General features: G+C 44.8%; 15 protein-coding genes. 10 read left to right on the top strand and 5 right to left on the bottom strand.

Features of this window, described 5'->3' with window-relative positions:
- Window positions 1–141 precede the first annotated feature (141 nt).
- Window positions 142–489 (bottom strand): hypothetical protein, encoded by a 348-nt coding sequence (locus tag Q5691_RS01160; protein ID WP_333214779.1) that lies wholly within the window; start codon window positions 487–489, stop codon window positions 142–144.
- 486 nt (window positions 490–975) lie between these two features.
- Here Q5691_RS01160 and Q5691_RS01155 point away from each other — a divergent pair, with 486 nt between their 5' ends.
- The 9 genes from Q5691_RS01155 (at window position 976) to Q5691_RS01115 (ending at window position 13,453) form a co-directional block, all read left to right on the top strand.
- On the top strand, window positions 976–3,801 hold the full coding sequence (locus tag Q5691_RS01155) for a cation-translocating P-type ATPase (protein WP_333343765.1): 2,826 nt from the start codon (window positions 976–978) through the stop codon (window positions 3,799–3,801).
- 314 nt (window positions 3,802–4,115) lie between these two features.
- Window positions 4,116–5,369 carry a DNA replication/repair protein RecF gene (locus tag Q5691_RS01150; protein ID WP_333214773.1) on the top strand — a complete coding sequence of 418 codons (1,254 nt, stop codon included), beginning with the start codon at window positions 4,116–4,118 and terminating at the stop codon, window positions 5,367–5,369.
- Between the two features lie 147 nt (window positions 5,370–5,516).
- Entirely contained in the window at window positions 5,517–5,915 is a 399-nt protein-coding gene (psb27, locus tag Q5691_RS01145) for a photosystem II protein Psb27 (protein ID WP_333214771.1), read from the top strand.
- A 359-nt stretch (window positions 5,916–6,274) separates the two neighbouring features.
- The gene (locus Q5691_RS01140; protein WP_333214769.1) at window positions 6,275–7,924 is read left to right on the top strand and encodes a family 10 glycosylhydrolase; all 1,650 of its coding nucleotides are present in this window, start codon (window positions 6,275–6,277) and stop codon (window positions 7,922–7,924) included.
- Window positions 7,925–8,078: 154 nt separating this feature from the next.
- Window positions 8,079–9,236, top strand: coding sequence for a DUF262 domain-containing protein (locus Q5691_RS01135; protein ID WP_333214767.1), 1,158 nt, complete (start codon window positions 8,079–8,081; stop codon window positions 9,234–9,236).
- Window positions 9,233–10,384 (top strand): DUF3696 domain-containing protein, encoded by a 1,152-nt coding sequence (locus Q5691_RS01130; RefSeq protein WP_333343764.1) that lies wholly within the window; start codon window positions 9,233–9,235, stop codon window positions 10,382–10,384. The genes Q5691_RS01135 and Q5691_RS01130 overlap by 4 nt, the downstream gene beginning before the upstream one ends.
- 3 nt (window positions 10,385–10,387) lie before the next feature.
- Complete coding sequence (locus tag Q5691_RS01125) at window positions 10,388–11,329, top strand: hypothetical protein (protein ID WP_333214763.1); 942 nt, start codon at window positions 10,388–10,390, stop codon at window positions 11,327–11,329.
- A 155-nt stretch (window positions 11,330–11,484) separates the two neighbouring features.
- On the top strand, window positions 11,485–12,108 hold the full coding sequence (locus Q5691_RS01120; RefSeq protein ID WP_333214761.1) for a restriction endonuclease subunit R: 624 nt from the start codon (window positions 11,485–11,487) through the stop codon (window positions 12,106–12,108).
- A gap of 73 nt (window positions 12,109–12,181) precedes the next feature.
- Window positions 12,182–13,453: a bifunctional sterol desaturase/short chain dehydrogenase gene (locus tag Q5691_RS01115; RefSeq protein WP_333343763.1), complete on the top strand. Its 1,272-nt coding sequence runs from the start codon at window positions 12,182–12,184 to the stop codon at window positions 13,451–13,453.
- A gap of 110 nt (window positions 13,454–13,563) precedes the next feature.
- On the opposite strand, the gene Q5691_RS01110 is transcribed toward Q5691_RS01115, so the two are convergent.
- Together Q5691_RS01110 and Q5691_RS01105 are read right to left on the bottom strand one after the other, a co-directional pair.
- Window positions 13,564–14,379 carry a phytanoyl-CoA dioxygenase family protein gene (locus tag Q5691_RS01110; protein WP_333343762.1) on the bottom strand — a complete coding sequence of 272 codons (816 nt, stop codon included), beginning with the start codon at window positions 14,377–14,379 and terminating at the stop codon, window positions 13,564–13,566.
- A gap of 182 nt (window positions 14,380–14,561) precedes the next feature.
- Window positions 14,562–15,161 carry a glyoxalase-like domain protein gene (locus tag Q5691_RS01105; RefSeq protein WP_333343761.1) on the bottom strand — a complete coding sequence of 200 codons (600 nt, stop codon included), beginning with the start codon at window positions 15,159–15,161 and terminating at the stop codon, window positions 14,562–14,564.
- Between the two features lie 120 nt (window positions 15,162–15,281).
- Here Q5691_RS01105 and Q5691_RS01100 point away from each other — a divergent pair, with 120 nt between their 5' ends.
- Window positions 15,282–15,686 (top strand): gamma-glutamylcyclotransferase, encoded by a 405-nt coding sequence (locus Q5691_RS01100; protein ID WP_333214754.1) that lies wholly within the window; start codon window positions 15,282–15,284, stop codon window positions 15,684–15,686.
- Between the two features lie 23 nt (window positions 15,687–15,709).
- On the opposite strand, the gene Q5691_RS01095 is transcribed toward Q5691_RS01100, so the two are convergent.
- Window positions 15,710–16,426, bottom strand: a complete 717-nt coding sequence (locus Q5691_RS01095) for a response regulator transcription factor (RefSeq protein ID WP_333214752.1) — start codon at window positions 16,424–16,426, stop codon at window positions 15,710–15,712.
- Between the two features lie 54 nt (window positions 16,427–16,480).
- Window positions 16,481–16,795, bottom strand: a complete 315-nt coding sequence (locus Q5691_RS01090) for an ATP-binding protein (protein WP_333343803.1) — start codon at window positions 16,793–16,795, stop codon at window positions 16,481–16,483.
- Between the last annotated feature and the right edge of the window lie 97 nt (window positions 16,796–16,892).

Below are 16,892 nucleotides of genomic sequence, written 5' to 3'. Positions count from 1 at the left end.
TTTACACCTTTTATGAGATGCGACAAACCTTGTCAATCAGGGTTTTTGTTAACTTTGGCCTGTCGTTTCAACCCTCTGATAATCTTTATACAATGCTCGCTCGCCTTTGTTTATTACAAATTATTACAGAAACTTATCTCTCTAAGAAGGTAAATACCTACGGGGCAATTGCGGGCAAATCTCCTCCCTAGGGTAGATGCGCGAGGGTATCCATAAAGGAAGAGTTTGCTTCTCTTGCCCTGCCGTGGCGGTAGAAACCACCGGAACCGTCCGGTGGTTTCTACCGCCTTTGTTGGCTTTCTCTGGAAAAGCAGAATTGTTAAGAAGTATTAAGTAAATTAAAGTTTTCGTAAAAGAAGGCTGGGGAATAGGGAAAAAACCAAAAATTCTGCCCAATGTCAGGAGGCCTGCAAAATTCGGTGTGGGAAAAATCCAAAAGATTGTGAACCCCCTCGCCACAGCCTCAGCTTTTACCAGAACTATCAGCATTGAGTGACCAAACTCAGCCTTTGGAAGTTGAAAGACCGGGCCCGGTCTTTCATAACGCGGGGATGCTTGGTCTGGGGAGTCATTGGACTTGACCCCAGCAAGCCTCTACTGTTTGTCCTGCAGCGGTTGCAAAAAAACTTGCTTCATCTATATATTGACATCCTCCCCGGCCGTACCGCAGGATTCCAAGAATCACTGCTTGGGCTTCCGTCAAGCTTATGCCGGGGCTTTAAACCCATTATTTTTGGTAAGGTGGATAGGTGCTATCAGCGGTAGGTCTACAAACGGCGCGATCGAGCCGCCAGACGCAGTGAAGTTAAAAGCTTTTTGCTTCCCCGGCATCGAACCGCCCAAAACGAGTCGCAAGTTAAACAGTTTTTTACTCAGAACTCAAAACTTAAAACTCTCTCACTGTAATCAGCCAGATGGATCGGCTGTAGCTGTCCGGCCACAACCACCTTTATGCCCCACGATCGATCGTAATTTATGTCTTCAAATTCTCCCTCTTCTTGGCACACCGTAGCAATTGACCAAACTCTCCAGCAGCTAAGCAGCAACAAAGACGCTGGATTGAGCAGCCAACAGGTGTCAGAACGCTTGCAGCAATACGGCCCCAACGAACTAGAAGAAACAGGAGGCCGCAGTCCGTGGTCGATTTTTGTCGATCAGTTCACCAACATCATGTTGTTGATGCTGATGGGTGTGGCCGTGATTTCGGGTTTTTTGGACTTTCGGTCGAATACTTTTCCCAAAGATGCGATCGCCATTTTTGCGATCGTCATACTCAACGGCATTCTCGGCTATTTCCAAGAGCAAAGTGCTGAAAAAGCCCTCGCAGCCCTCAAAAACCTCGCTTCTCCCCTAGTCAGAGTCCTGCGGGACGGCAAAACTTCAGAAATAGCAGCCAAGGAACTCGTACCTGGAGACGTGATGCTGTTGGAGGCGGGGGTAAAAATAGCAGCAGACGCACGCTTGATCGAATCTTCCAACTTGCAAGTCAGAGAATCAGCTTTGACAGGGGAAGCCCTAGCAGTAACCAAGCAAGCCGATCTAGAACTTCCCGAAGATGCTTCCTTGGGCGATCGACTCAACCTGATTTTTCAGGGCACAGAAGTTGTTCAGGGACGAGCAAAGGCGATCGTCACCAACACCGGAATGCAAACTGAACTCGGCAAAATTGCCGCCATGCTTCAGTCAGTAGAAAGCGAACCGACTCCCCTGCAACAGCGGATGGGCCAGTTGGGAAATGTTCTTGTCTCCGGTGCCCTAGCCTTAGTCGCAATTGTCGTCATCGGCGGCATGATTACCTTCCAAAACGGCAGCATCGGGTTGGATACCAGCAGGTGGGAAGAGTTGCTAGAAGTTTCTCTAAGCATGGCTGTGGCTGTGGTTCCCGAAGGGCTCGCAGCAGTCGTGACAGTTACTCTGGCACTCGGAACTAGGCGGATGGTGAAGCGAAACGCCCTGATTCGCAAACTGCCTGCGGTAGAAACTTTGGGCTCGGTAACAACCATTTGTTCTGACAAAACAGGTACTCTGACTCAAAATAAAATGGTAGTTCAGCTAGTCTCTACGGGCGACTGCACTGTCGCCGTCGCAGGCGACGGCTATGCGCCGATCGGAGATTTTACCGATCGCCTGACATCTGCCAAAATTAATAATTTAGAGGAATATCCAGAACTTGAATCTTTATTAATTGCCTGTGCAGTTTGCAACGACGCAGTATTGCAACAAGAACAGCAAGAATGGCAGATTTTAGGCGACCCCACAGAAGGAGCTCTGCTTTGTGTAGCCGGAAAAGCAGGCATTTATAAGGAAAAACAGTCTCAATTGCTGCCGCGGACGGCGGAATTTCCTTTTTCTTCCGAACGCAAACGGATGAGCGTAATTTGCGAAGTGCCCGGCCGATCGGGACATTCGGGATTTCCAGCAGTTGAAGGACAGCAGCCCAATTATTTGATGCTGACCAAAGGTTCTCCAGAGTTGACTTTGGAGCGCTGCAAAGGGATTATAGTCGGCGATCGAGTACAACCTTTAACCCAGGAAATGCGCGATCGCATCCTCGTCGAAAACAACAACATGGCAAGCGGCGGTTTGCGAGTCCTCGGGTTTGCGTACAAACTCTGGGAAAACATACCGCCCGAAGGTTCTGAGGAAACCAGCGAACAAGACATGATTTGGCTGGGACTCGTCAGTATGCTGGACGCCCCGCGCCCGGAAGTGCGGGAAGCAGTGAGGAAGTGCCGCAATGCTGGCATTCGGGTGGTGATGATTACAGGAGACCACCAGTTGACAGCAAAAGCCATCGCCTACGATTTAGGTATTGCAACAGAGGGCGATCAAGTTCTCACCGGTCAAGAATTAGAAAAGCTCAGCCAAGAAGAACTCAAACAGCAAGTCGAACAGGTTAGCGTTTACGCCCGCGTTTCCCCAGAACACAAATTGCGAATAGTCCAAGCTTTGCAAAGTTGGGGAAAATTTGTCGCAATGACCGGCGACGGCGTTAACGACGCCCCCGCCTTGAAACAAGCCGATATCGGCATCGCAATGGGGATTACCGGCACCGATGTCAGCAAAGAAGCTAGCGATATGGTGCTCCTCGACGACAACTTCGCAACGATTGTCGCCGCCGCTGAAGAAGGGCGAGTGGTTTATAGCAACATTCGCCGCTTTATTAAGTACATTTTGGGCAGCAACATCGGCGAAGTTTTGACAATTGCGGCCGCACCTTTAATGGGTTTGGGAGGAGTGCCGCTGACGCCGCTGCAAATTTTGTGGATGAACTTAGTAACAGACGGCGTTCCCGCTTTGGCCTTGGCCGTGGAACCGGGGGAACCGAACGTGATGAGAAAGCCTCCTTTCAGCCCGCGAGAAAGTATTTTTGCGCGGGGTTTGGGTTCTTACATAATTCGGATCGGGATTATTTTTGCAATTTTGACGATCGCGATGATGTCCTGGGCTTACGGATATACCACCAACCCCAACCATGTTGGAGATCCCGAGGCTTGGAAAACAATGGTGTTTACAACTCTTTGTTTGGCACAAATGGGTCACGCGATCGCAATTCGGTCTAATACTCAGCTAACTATCGAGTTGAATCCCTTCACTAATATTTTTGTGTGGGGGGCTGTAATTGTGACTACTATTCTGCAATTGATGCTGATTTATGTTCCGCCGCTGAGAGCATTTTTCGGCACTCATTATTTAACGGGGTTTGAGTTGCTGGTTTGCTTCGGTTTCAGCGCCCTGATGTTTGTCTGGATCGAAATGGAAAAACTGTTTTTGCGCTTTTACAACAAATCTAGGAAATAATGTTAACGGCTGACGGATAGCGAGCCATGTTTTACTATTACCTAAATCCCTCGCATTGGGCGCTATTTTCAAGAAGATCAGCCAGGGGTTTCAACCCCTGGCTCACAGCTAAAATCATCGCTATGAAGACTAAATAGATTGTGTCACGATTAAACATTTATTACTTCGTTATAATGTCATTGCGAGCGTTACGCTAGGCGAAAATAGCCATAGCAAAGGCTCGCGTTTACAACCCGTAAGCTGCGCCCTACGATTACTGTATTACCAATTACCAACTACCGATTACCAATTATCGATTACCACTTACTAATATTATGTATTTGAAAACGCTGCACCTACGGCAGTTTCGGAACTACTTCGATCAAAAGGTAGCCTTTGACGCTCCCAAAACCATTTTAGTAGGAAATAACGCTCAAGGAAAATCTAACTTGTTAGAAGCGGTAGAGTTGCTTTCGACATTAAAAAGCCACCGGGTAGGACGCGATCGCGATTTAATACTCGACTCAAAGCCGATCGGGCAAATTGATGCTACACTCGAACGTCAAACCGGAGCGATCGACTTAGCTTTAACTCTTCGCTCTGGGGCGCGTCGAACACTGAAGCTCAACGGTGAACCGCTGCGCCGCCATTTAGACTTTTTGAGCGTCTTGAATGTAGTGCAATTTTCTTGTTTGGATTTGGACTTAGTGCGCGGTGGACCCGAAGGAAGGCGCAATTGGATCGATCGCCTAGTCATCCAATTAGAACCGATTTACGCTCACATTTTGCAGCAGTACAACCAAATTTTGCGCCAGAGAAACGCTCTGTTGAAACGTTCTAAAGAAATCAGGAAAACGGAATTTTCCGACAGTTTTGACAAAATGCGATTTATCGGATCTGAAACTCCCGAAGACCAAAATATCGCAGAATGCCCAATGCCCAATGCCCCATTCCCAATCCCCAACTCCCAATTCCCCATTCCCAGTTCGGAATTAGCTTTGTGGGACGCGCAGTTGGCGACAGCGGGTGCTCGCGTCATCCGCAGGCGCGATCGAATTTTGGAGCGTTTGATGCCTTTAGCTCGAAATTGGCACCGTTCCATTAGCGGTTCCGCAGAAGTTTTAGATGTAAAATACGATGCTAATATTGAAGTAAGTTCAGAATTTATCGCTAAAGATAATCTCGAAGGAGTGCGGCAAGCGTTTTTAGAGAAAATTCAAAAAAGGGCGATCGCAGAACAGTTTCAAGGAACCACTTTAGTCGGCCCCCACCGCGACGACATTACATTTACAATTAACAATACCCCAGCTCGTCAATACGCATCCCAAGGTCAGCAGCGAACTCTGGTATTAGCATTAAAATTAGCCGAATTGCAGCTTATTGAAGAAGTCGTCGGCGAAGCGCCTTTACTGTTGCTCGACGACGTACTTGCAGAACTCGATCTGAGCCGCCAAAATCAACTTTTAGAAACAATTCAAGAACGATTTCAAACTCTGATTACTACAACTCACTTAGGCGCTTTTGATGCTCAGTGGCTGCGACAAACCCAAATTCTCTCCGTCGTTGCTGGACAAATCAATCGATTTTAGATTTTAGATTTTAGATTTTAGATTGACAAATTTTATGTTTCATGGTAAAGCTGAAAAAAAGTTGAGAAATTGGCACTATTAGCTCAATTCAAGATAGGATAAAGGTTAATTTTGATTGCCGCTTTCGCTTCCATTTTTCTAAACCTTATGAAGCATTACATTTCCCGTCTGTTAGCCCTAGTATTAGTTGTTGTCATCGGCGTAGCGGGCTGTACCAATGTTCCCGCCACTCTGAGTGGAGATTATGGCCAAGACACATTAGCATTAGTGAAGAGCTTGAGAACAGCGCTCACTTTGCCAGAGGGTACGCCGGAAAAATCAGCCGCTCAAGCCAAGGCTCGCACAAGTATCAACGATTTTTTTGCTGAATACCGCCGCGATCCCGCTCTTACCAAGCTGGCCTCTTTCACGACAATGCGGACGGCATTAAACTCTTTGGCCGGACATTACAGTTCCTATCCAAACCGTCCTGTTCCTGAAAAATTGAAAAAGCGTCTTGAGTCAGAATTTCAGCAGATTGAAGCTGCTCTTAACAGAGGAGCTTAATCTCAAAATTTAGGATTGAGGATAAATTTTAATAATTCATCTTGCATCCTTGATATTTGAGTGTTAACAATTTTTAGTAGAAATATCAACTGCTTTTAGCGCCCACTGTATCCAGGCGCTTTTTTATGCAGCATTTAGGGAAAAAATACTGCAAAAGGGTTTAATCGCGGAGTCTTGTCTTACCCGATCGCCCTTATTGGATTTAAATAGCCACCAGATAGAATTTGCATTGTGCGATCGACTTGTGCCATAACTAAGTCAACCGAAAAAAGTAGAAAATTTGTAGCTGCTTGTTGAGCGCGATCGCAAAAATGCGATCGCCACCCAATTTAAACTAGAAAACCCCATTCAATTCTCCCATGAAAATTGCACCAACTCGCATCGCGAATTTTCAACACCAGCGACGCTTTTTAAGTGCGGTAACTGCTGTTTTAACCAGTAGCTTCATCAGCCAGCTTGTTTGGCCGTTTATCGGAAATCAACCAGCTTTTGCCCAAACATTAGCCTATTGCCAATTATCCCCAGAACAGGTCAATCAAAAAGAAGACTTGCGCCGCGCCGCGCTGTCGGGAAAACCGGAATCTCAGCAAGCATATTTTGCTGTTTTGAACAAACACGCGCGGGAAATAGCAGAATGCCGTAAAAAAACTTGGCCCGAAACCCAAGCAGTTTGGCTGCGTTTGTATCCCTGCGATGTCAGACCCGGAGAACTCGATCGGGTATTAGACAAAGTTGTGAATAAAGGCTACAACCAAGTCTATGTCGAAGTGTTTTACGATGGTCAAGTGCTTCTCCCAGCAGCCGACAATCCTACGGCTTGGCCTTCTGTTGTGAGAAATCGCGGTTACGAGAAATACGACTTGTTAGAAAAGGCGATCGCCAAAGGCAAACAGCGAGGTTTAAAAGTATACGCCTGGTTATTTACCATGAACTTTGGCTATAGCTATTCTCAGCGTCCAGACAGACAGCAAACCCTCGCTATCAACGGTAAAAATCAGACAAGTTTAACAGTAAGTGAAGAGGCAGCAATTAACGAGGACTTCGGAGAAGTTCCGGGCAATCAAGCCTTTATCGATCCCTACAACCCACAAGCACGGCAAGACTATACTTTGTTAGTAAATCAAATAGTCAAGCGCAAGCCGCAAGGAATGTTATTCGACTACATTCGCTATCTAAGGGGCATCGGACCCGCTTCAGTTGCTACCAAAGTTCAAGACTTGTGGATTTACGGCCCAGCATCGCAGCAAGTTCTTTTGCAGCGGGCTAGCAATCAGCAAGGCCGAGATTTAATTCAGCGGTATTTGACTAAAGGATTTATCAATTCTAATGACGTTCAAGCAGTAGTCAAACAGTATCCAACTGAGCGAGAACCTCTTTGGCAGGGCCGAATTCCGCAGGCGATGTCAGTAGCAACTACAGCTACTAGAAGCCAGAATCCCGCATCAAGATCGGCCTCAACAACTCCCGCCGCTAACAAGCCAAACCCTACAACTCCCACACCAAAACCGACACCGACACCGCGGCTTCCCGATACCGGCATTCTGCAAAAAGACCTGTGGAAACTGAGCGTTGCTCACGCAGTCCAAGGGATTTTAGATTTTTTGGGAATAGCAATTCAACCTGCTCAAAGGATGGGAATTCCTGTAGGAGCAGTGTTTTTTCCTACTGCAAATCAAGCGATAAATCAAGGGGGATATGATTCGAGATTGCAGCCTTGGGACACCTTTCCGGCTGCTATAGAATTCCACGCCATGTCTTACGGAAATTGCGGGGATGTAAGCTGCATTGTGCCACAGGTGCAGCGGACAGTAAGTTTAGCGCCTCCGGGAGCAAAAATTATTCCTGCCATTGCTGGAGATTGGGGAAAACCTCTGAAAAATCGGCCGTCTTTGGAGATTCAAATGCGAGCAATTCGCTCGGCGACGCCGCAAATTAATGCGGTAAGTCATTTTGCTTTTGGGTGGCAAGAACCGGAGGATGAAAGGGCACGGCAAACTTGCCGATTGTAAGGAAATTATTTGTAGAGATGCGGTTCGTGGCGTCTCTACAAGAGAGAATTTGTGCGATAATATTTGAGAATGTTCTTATCTGCTACGATGTCATCCAAGTTTTAATAGGACAATACCGAATCGGAATAAATGTTAGTACAAAGGAGTATTTCCTATGGTAGCTCAGCCTGAAGCCTACAACCAAGTATCTAACGAAGATACGACGCTTGATGAACTAAATTTAATGCCAGAGGAAGAAGATAACGATGCTGAAGCCTATGAAACAGACAAACTGATATACGATCCCGATCAAATTAATATTTTCAGCCAAGAACCAACCATCGAGCTACTCCTAAGAAGAATCAATGAGGAAGCTCTCGATTTAGCACCGGACTTTCAGCGCCATGCAAACATCTGGAAAGATGACGCTAAAAGTAGACTGATTGAGTCGATCCTGATTCGGATTCCCTTACCAGCTTTTTATATAGATGCAACTGATGAAGATAAATGGTTAGTTGTGGATGGATTGCAGCGGCTATCTGCTCTCAAGCAATTTATGAGCGATAAAACACTTAGGTTATGCGGACTAGAATATTTAACCAATTTAGAAGGTAAAACTTATGATGAAATTGAACGCAGATACCAGCGTCGAATAGAGGAAACTCCGGTTACAGTTTATTTGATAGAAAAAGGTACACCTCCGGAAGTTAAATATAACATTTTTAAACGGATTAATACAGGGGGATTGCCAATGACTCCCCAAGAGCTCCGCCATGCTCTCAACCCCGGTAAGGCAACAAAGTTTTTAGCTCAACTTGCTACATCTAATGAATTCCAGCAAGTTACTAAGCTGAGTAAGTTGCGTAAAATGCGGATGGACGATCGGGAATTTATACTGGGTTTTTTAGCCTTTACACTTACATCTTATAAAAATTCTCAATCTGAAAAGAGAAATCTATTTTTAAGTAAAGCATTATCTAAGGTTAATAATATGTCTGAACAGGAATTACAAGTAATAGAAAATAATTTCACAAAAGCTATGATTGCCGCCTGGCAAATTTTTGGGAAAAATGCCTTTCGTAAAATCTCCCAACACCAAACAAAAATGTTTCCAATAAATAAAGCCTTGTTTGAAGTTTGGTCTGTTAATCTCAGTTTACTTAGCGACGAGCAACTTAATATATTGAAGCAGCACAGGGAGCAATTGATTGAAAAATTTAGAAAATATGTAGATAGCGATCGAGAGTTTCTGGCTTCTATCTCTCAGGCAGCGGAAAAAATCGAGTACAGATTTAGGATAATTGAAAAAATAATTCAGGAGGTTCTGGCATGATTACTTCGCTGCGCTTGGTCAACTTCAAACCTTTTGCAAATCAGTTATTGGAATTCAAAAAACTCACGTTATTTTCCGGATTAAACAGCACTGGCAAATCTTCTGTTATGCAATCGTTCCTGCTGCTGCGACAATCTTACCAACAGGGTTTACTGCCAGGAAAAGGGTTGGCCCTTAATGGCGATTTAGTGAATGTGGGTACTGCTAGTGACGCACTTTTTGAGGGAGCAAAAGAGGACTTCATTGGTTTTGACATTGTTTGGGAAAACAACAGCGAAGGGCGATGGCGTTTCCAATATGACCAAGAGGTAGATGTGTTGAACAGGGTGGAACCAGTTAATTCGGAAGTGTATAAATCGAATCTTTTTGGCAATAAGTTTCATTACCTTCAGGCAGAACGGATCGGACCGCGACCATTTAATGAAATGTCAGATTACCAAGTACGACAGCTCGGTCAATTGGGTATCAAAGGTGAATATGCGGCTCATTTTCTGGCTATTAATGGACGGAAAGTTATTCCCAATAGCAGTCTCAGTCATCCAGAGGTAAAATTAAAGACTCAAAGAGAAAAAGAGCAATCTAGTGCAAAATCAATGGATTTAATCGACCAAGTTGAGGCGTGGATGGGAGAAATTAGTCCGGGTACGCGCCTCAAAATAGACGCCAAATCCGATGTCGATTTGATGAGTTTTCAATATTCCTATGGAGATAGCAATCCTTACCGTGCAACTAATGTGGGATTTGGAATTAGCTACACTTTACCGATTATTGTAGCGGCACTTGCATCAACACCTGGTACAATCATTTTAATTGAAAATCCTGAAGCGCATCTCCATCCCAAAGGACAAGTTAAAATGGGTCAATTATTAGCTTTGGCAGCTAGCGGTGGCGTTCAAGTTGTGATAGAAACTCACAGCGATCATGTCTTAAATGGGATTCGCCTTGCGGTTCACGGGGGCAAAATTGACCCGAAAAATGTTCAGTTGCACTACTTCCAGCGTCAAAATAAAGAAGGACAAGCTGTGACTGAGGTAATATCGCCAAAAATCGATCGCAACGGACGAATTGATCGATGGCCGAAGGGTTTTTTTGATGAGTGGGACAACAGCTTGGAGATTTTGTTGGAACCTGCGGTGGAAGGAGAATAAGCGATGGATTTGGAGATGGTGTTTAATGAACTGTCTGCACGAACTCTTGCTCCTGATATTTTTACGGCACGACAATGGATGTCAGAATTGATTAGGACAATGGTTGCAGCTAAAGGGTGTGGGCTGAAGGGAATTCGCATTCAAGCGGATTTTCATGCTATGATTCTTGCTGAAAGCTATCCTCTTTCTTGTTGGCGTAACGATCCTGAAGTTAATAAAGACGAGCGGACTTTTCTGAAAACGCTTGCAACTAAAACTCCTTTATCTGTTGATATTTCTGATGTAAGTATTAAAATAAAAGTAGAAGCTCCAGATTGTGAGTTGAGTTTACAGGGTATTCAAGCCGAAGGATTTAAAGTTTCTTATTACCTTGAAACATTGGCAATTAGTCTGAATTCAGAGTCATTGTGGAATAGCAGTCGCCTCAATTTAGAACTAATACAAATTGACGACAATGGGGAGCTGATAGAAGAAAGTGTAGAGGTTCTTCATGCTAGTCAGAAAAACCACGTTCTCGAACACGCTGATTGGATTAAGAAACGTCAGCAAACAGCGGTGGTTGACGGTTTGGAGCTTTGGAAACGTCGAGCTGAGTTATTCTCCAGCCTGGAATTTTGCGATCGGGTTAGCCAACAGATAGAAAGCCTTGTCGATCCGAAAATGTTACGACAAGTTGTCAGAAAGTTATTTGAGCTTGATGAATTATCCAAAAATTGGACAGACGGAGCGCTGGATTTGGATAATCTTCCTAGCAAGGTATCTCCAGAGAGCGAGTCAAGGCTTAAGGAGTTTAAAGAGCAACTAAATATTGAGTGTCTTGACGGGAAAAAGCGTATTTTCAGTTGGCACGTCCGCATGACACCGGGAGCTTGGCGACTCCATTTCTGCACAGAATTAGGGCCCGGAAAGATAATCATTGGGTATATTGGCCCCAAAATAAAATAATTTACAGCGAATTGTGTTCGCAAATCCCGATGAACAGACATCTCAGCACAATTAACTTACTCATAATTTCATCTGCGTTCATTTGCGTTCATCTGCGGTTAAAATCCCAATTATGCTAAACTTATTAATAACCATAAAAACATATATTAATCCTCATGCAAAAACTACAAGCAAGAGATATCAACCTCCGCTATCTAATCGATAACTTCGGCTTGCAGCGACTTCGCAACAGCGAATTTTTCACAGAATGGCAAGAAAACTTACCTGAAGTAACAGACTCAGAAAAACAATTGCTCGATCGCGTCCAAGACATATACTTCAACTTGGTAGACAACCCGCCTGTATTGGAAAACGCAGTCAAGCTAACAATCATCAGCCCCATTTTGTTTATTGCCGGTCTGTATGAGTCTCCTTTTCAAGTAAAAGCCGAAAAGTCGATATTCATTCAAGAGGAAGACGAAGGCAGAATCATTGAAGGCAGAATAGATATTTTAATTATGAAAGCAAACTTGTGGGTGACAGTAATAGAATCCAAACAACTTTCGTTTTCAACTGACGAAGCACTCCCACAACTACTGACATATATGCTGGCATATCCGAACCCAGAAAATCCTACTTTTGGCATGATTTCCACAGGTGCTAACTTCAATTTTGTCAAGTTAGTTAGAGGCGAAACTCCCCAGTATGCGCGATCGGCTGAATTTGTTATTTCCAATCCCGGCAATGAATTGTACCGCGTTTTGCAGATTTTAAAACGCCTGAGTCAACTTCCAGACTAGCAATAAAAGCCATTTTGAGTTATCTTTCAAAACAGACAATCTCTAATATCTCAAATTTCAAACTAATGCGAGCATGGTAAATTACTGGATAGTCGGCGCTGTGGCAATAGCTTCTGTCTGCTGGGCAGAAATAATACGAGACTTTTATCACGTCGTGTCCCATTATTGGGCACCCCTGCAAAAGCTGCACACTTGGCATCACCGCGTTTTCCGCCCGAATTTAACCCCCGTCAGCGAGACAATTTACAAGCAAGCACACTGGCGTCACGACGTGCCCGAAGCTGCGGCGATGATGGTTTTGGGCTTGTTGCTGTGGGTTGTAGCTTATTTTGGGCTACCGGAATATCACTGGGGCGCAGCAGCGGGTTGTATTTATACTTTAGGCTTTTTGTTGAGCGCGATCGCCCGCGCGTGTGGCATCAAAGGTGCAGACGAATTAACCGACATCACCCACCAACCCGGAGACTTCCTGACTCCCCCTGGCAAGTGGTTAGTTAATAAACCTTATCACTGGCGGCATCACTTCGACAATCAAAATGCTTACTATTGCGGTACTTTCACCTTAATAGATAAACTTATGGGTACAGCACTTTCTCTCAAAGGCAAAACTGTAGCCGTCACCGGTGCATCTGGAACTTTAGGACGTTTGCTTCTCAAACACCTGCACAAAGCTGGCGCAAAAGTGATCGCCCTCTCCTCTGGAAATGAGGAAATTACTTTCAATTTAGACGGCGAAAATTTACCTGTAAAAACTGTAACTTGGCAAGCTGGTCAAGAGGCAGACTTAGCCCTATTGTTAGAAAAAATCGATATTCTCGTCATTAATCACGGGATTAACGTACAGCGAGAAAGAACAGGAGAGGCGATCGCAAACTCCTACGAAATTAACACTTTTTCCGCGTGGCGGCTGATGGAACTCTTTTTCTTAACAGTCCGTACTAACGAAAACATCGCTTGCAAAGAAGTCTGGATCAACACTTCCGAAGCAGAAGTAATTCCCGCTGTCAGTCCCCTGTACGAACTCAGCAAGCGCGCCCTGGGAGATTTAGTCACCCTGCGGCGGCTGGACGCACCCTGCATCGTTCGCAAACTGATTTTAGGGCCGTTTAAAAGCAACTTAAACCCGATCGGCATTATGTCTCCCGACTGGGTAGCGCAGCAAATTGTCAAACAAGCTCAAGCCGATGCCCGCAATATCATCGTGACAATTAATCCTTTGACTTTTATAGTTTTTCCAGTCAAAGAGTTTTTTGTTTCTCTCTACTTCCAAATTTTCAGCCGGAAAGCAGTCTCTTTGACAGATATAGAATTAGAGCGATCGGGCGTTGAAGTAATAACTAAGTGATATCAAATCCGGTTAAATCAACCTAATGCTTCTAGGGTTCTAGGTGAAGTACGAATGACTTACGAAGTACGTTCGGGCTTCACCTAGTGAGGGTACAGTAAGAATTGGTATTACTTCTTTCCTACCAACTCTGCTCTCTTTAGAAGTAGTTTCAGCCTGCTTGGCCACATTTGCTTGAGATTCCAGCGATAACCAACGTATTTCAAATGATTCCAGGGGTTCAGGAAACCTGTATGAAGATTAACAAACTCTGGCTGGGGTTTACCGTTACGGGCAACCACAAAATAGGGTGGTTTGATAGAAGGATCGACGTGATTGAGGGACATGTACTCAATCACGTAAGCCCAGCGGGTTTCCTGCGAAACATTAGGTGTGGTACTGTGAAGTGTCAGCGAGGAAAACAAAACAATATCCCCCGCTTCTGCTTCAATGAAGAGTGGACTGTCAGGAGTTCCATCATACACAGCATAGTTACCTTCAACTTTGTGCGGCAGCCGTTTTTTGTGACTGCCCGGTTGTAACCACAGCCCACCATTTTCGGGGGTCATTCGGGTAAGTGCAATCCACAGTTGATAGTGATTATCCTTAAGGTTGCTATAGCCATTGTCCTGATGCCAAGGAAAGGTTTCTGCTCCTGGTCCTTTGGCTACTGCCTGATCCCACCGCACCCAGAAATTTGAACCAATGAATTGTGCAAGCAGTTCCACAAGTCGGGGTTGAGAGATGAAGTTTTGGATCTTTTCACTGTATTGGAATAGCTGACTGTGAAAAGTTAAGCTTCCTTTATTCAGATTATTGTCAATGTGCTTCGGATCGGCTTCTTTAATATCCTCGATCAGTATTCTCATCTCGGCTTCGGAAAAAAAACCCCGGAGCTTAACATATCCATCTTGATTAAACTGATCGACTAATTTTGTCTGTCCCATCTGCTTTACCTCTTGAATCAAGTTCTCGGTTTTAAACAATGTTTGGGAGAAATTAAAGATTTAGTTAAGTTGTAACGGAGACGAAGAAGTCATAGCAACAATGACTGGCAAACTCGTAACTTTAGAAACCCGCTTTCTGGGAGAAACCGGATTTCTATATCTAAAATTTTTTGCCTGTCAGCTTAATTACTAACCTCAGCCATTTCAATGACGCGACCATCGTAATCCTTGACCAAAAAATTCAGAGGCTTTTCCCGGCGAATTTTATAACTAATGCCGCGAGTTTGTACCCTCATCAATAGCTGATCCAAACAATCGCGATCGAAACAAACGTGACGCTGGCGATTTTTTTCCCCTACACCGGCCCCGCTAATAATGTGCAGTTGGGTATTTTTCATCAACTGATACCACAAACCATCCGGACTCCCCATTGTTTGAGAGGTCGTTGCCCTCCCGACATTCGGCGACAAATACAGCGGATCGATACCAGTTGTGCCCAAAGTTTGCTCGTAATTGTAGTAGTAGTGCAGCGGCACTTCTGCTACGGGCAAGTTTAGCATACCTTCATAGAACTCCCTCGCTTGTCCGAGATCCGATACCATCACCGTGTGTACCTTCGGAGCACTGGTGAGAAACATCCACATCGCCCCCGCATAGGCAGCCAGCAGCATCACCATAATCCCTTGAGTCGAAAACAAGCTGTCCAGGGGCAGGGACGGCAAAAAAGAGCTCAAGTACAAAGGCCGAAGTCCAAAATTAATAAAACTAACTGCTAGAGTCATGAATTATAAGAAAGGGTAAACAACGAAATTTATCAAGATTGCAGTCGCGATCGCCCGCGAGACTTAAACTATTAGCTTAGCCATCTATGTTAGCAAAAACTAGCGGTTAGGCCCTACCCGATGAAAGTCTTTGTCTACGGCACTCTCAAACCGGGGGAGTGCAACTACCTTCGCTACTGCGAAGGAAAAGTTGTGGATGCTTGCCCCGCGATCGCCCGCGGTCAACTTTTTGCGCTGCCGATCGGCTATCCTGCGATGATGGCCGGAGATGGCACAGTCTGCGGTTTTCTCCTCTGTTTCGCTTCCTCGGCTATTTTGGACGATTTAGACCAACTTGAAGATTATCATCCGCTGCGGGAACCGACACACAACGAATATCAGCGACAGGAAATCGAAATCTTCGATCGACACCTCAAACCTTTAGGCACGGCTTGGTCTTACTTCATGTTACCCGATCGCGTTCGTTCCCTAGGAGGCATCTGGCTGCCCGACGGCACGTGGGAAAATAGGTTTTTCACCAAATAAGGTGGTTAATGCCGATGAGCTTACTAAATAGCCATTGCAGTGGGCGAAGGCGGCTCAAACCTGTAACCATAACCCCGAATAGTTTTAATAAACTGCGATCCAGTAGCATCAACTTCAATCATTTTCTTGCGAATCTGACCGATATGTACGCTAACAAGTTGCTTTTCTCCTGTGTCGTGGCAGTTCCACCCCCAAATTTTTTCAATTAGCTGTTGGCGACTCCAAGATTGACCAGAATGACTTGCCAAAAAATACAGGATATTAAATTCCAAGGCTGTTAACTTGATAATGCGATCGTTGAGTGTTGCTTCCCGGCGCGCTGAATCGATCGCGAATTGATCGAATACAATACGTGATGGAGTCACAGGTCTCATCCGTCTCAACACAACTTCTATACGAATTGCCAACTCTGCCAAACCAAAGGGTTTACAGATATAATCATCAGCACCGGCGGACAGGACTTTAAGTTTATCAGCTTCGTCTGTGCGGCTGCTGAGCATGATCACAAAAACATTAGTACGGCGCTGCATTTCCTGGCAGAGGTGATAGCCTGTAGTATCGGGCAAATTCCAGTCGAGAACTACTAGCAGTGGCTTTAATTTCTCAAACAATTCTAAAGCCGTCTCGCCATCTGCTGCCGAATCTACTTGATATTTATGAGTTAAAAAACGATGAACTAGAGTGCGGATGGAAGCGTCATCATCCACCACGAGAATCTTGGGAGTAGTATCAGTATTCATAACAAAAAAGTTTCTTTTTGTTGTCAATTTAAAGCTGGGAATTACAGAACAGCTTTAGTCAAGCATAAATCCCAGCTCGCTCCAAATAACCGGTAATTCTTCAATTAACTTAGCTTGGAGGTCAAAAGGCTCTCCCATATCCCAAATTTTGACTTCTAGGCGTTCGTTAAATACGGTTATTTCAAGGTTGATCGGAGTTGCCAAGGGCAGATTTTTATGAGCGTGGCGAACAGCATTTGTAAACCCTTCTATCGTAGCAAGTTTGCACTGCTGCAAAACTGCTTCGGGAATAGGTAGATACTCTAACTGCTCGACCCACCATAAAACTTGGACAACACTCTTGAGGTCAGTATTTAGTTGAAGGTGAATAGTTTTAATGGGCTGGTTATAACTGTACTTTAGACTAAATAAAGATGAGAACGGTGGCTTTGAGAAGAACTAAAGCCACCGCGCCGGGAGAGAATAA

The sequence above is a fragment of the Microcoleus sp. w1-18aA5 genome, assembly GCF_036701705.1.
Classification (GTDB): Bacteria; Cyanobacteriota; Cyanobacteriia; order Cyanobacteriales; family Microcoleaceae; genus Microcoleus.
Note: the sequence above shows the minus strand (reverse complement) of the source record. Positions and strands in the feature narration are given on the sequence as shown.

Coding starts and splice junctions, on each gene's coding strand:
- Q5691_RS01160 (WP_333214779.1), bottom strand. CDS start 489: ATGCTGATAGTTCTGGTAAAAGCTGAGGCTGTGGCGAGGGGGTTCACA.
- Q5691_RS01155 (WP_333343765.1), top strand. CDS start 976: ATGTCTTCAAATTCTCCCTCTTCTTGGCACACCGTAGCAATTGACCAA.
- Q5691_RS01150 (WP_333214773.1), top strand. CDS start 4,116: ATGTATTTGAAAACGCTGCACCTACGGCAGTTTCGGAACTACTTCGAT.
- psb27 (WP_333214771.1), top strand. CDS start 5,517: ATGAAGCATTACATTTCCCGTCTGTTAGCCCTAGTATTAGTTGTTGTC.
- Q5691_RS01140 (WP_333214769.1), top strand. CDS start 6,275: ATGAAAATTGCACCAACTCGCATCGCGAATTTTCAACACCAGCGACGC.
- Q5691_RS01135 (WP_333214767.1), top strand. CDS start 8,079: ATGGTAGCTCAGCCTGAAGCCTACAACCAAGTATCTAACGAAGATACG.
- Q5691_RS01130 (WP_333343764.1), top strand. CDS start 9,233: ATGATTACTTCGCTGCGCTTGGTCAACTTCAAACCTTTTGCAAATCAG.
- Q5691_RS01125 (WP_333214763.1), top strand. CDS start 10,388: ATGGATTTGGAGATGGTGTTTAATGAACTGTCTGCACGAACTCTTGCT.
- Q5691_RS01120 (WP_333214761.1), top strand. CDS start 11,485: ATGCAAAAACTACAAGCAAGAGATATCAACCTCCGCTATCTAATCGAT.
- Q5691_RS01115 (WP_333343763.1), top strand. CDS start 12,182: ATGGTAAATTACTGGATAGTCGGCGCTGTGGCAATAGCTTCTGTCTGC.
- Q5691_RS01110 (WP_333343762.1), bottom strand. CDS start 14,379: ATGGGACAGACAAAATTAGTCGATCAGTTTAATCAAGATGGATATGTT.
- Q5691_RS01105 (WP_333343761.1), bottom strand. CDS start 15,161: ATGACTCTAGCAGTTAGTTTTATTAATTTTGGACTTCGGCCTTTGTAC.
- Q5691_RS01100 (WP_333214754.1), top strand. CDS start 15,282: ATGAAAGTCTTTGTCTACGGCACTCTCAAACCGGGGGAGTGCAACTAC.
- Q5691_RS01095 (WP_333214752.1), bottom strand. CDS start 16,426: ATGAATACTGATACTACTCCCAAGATTCTCGTGGTGGATGATGACGCT.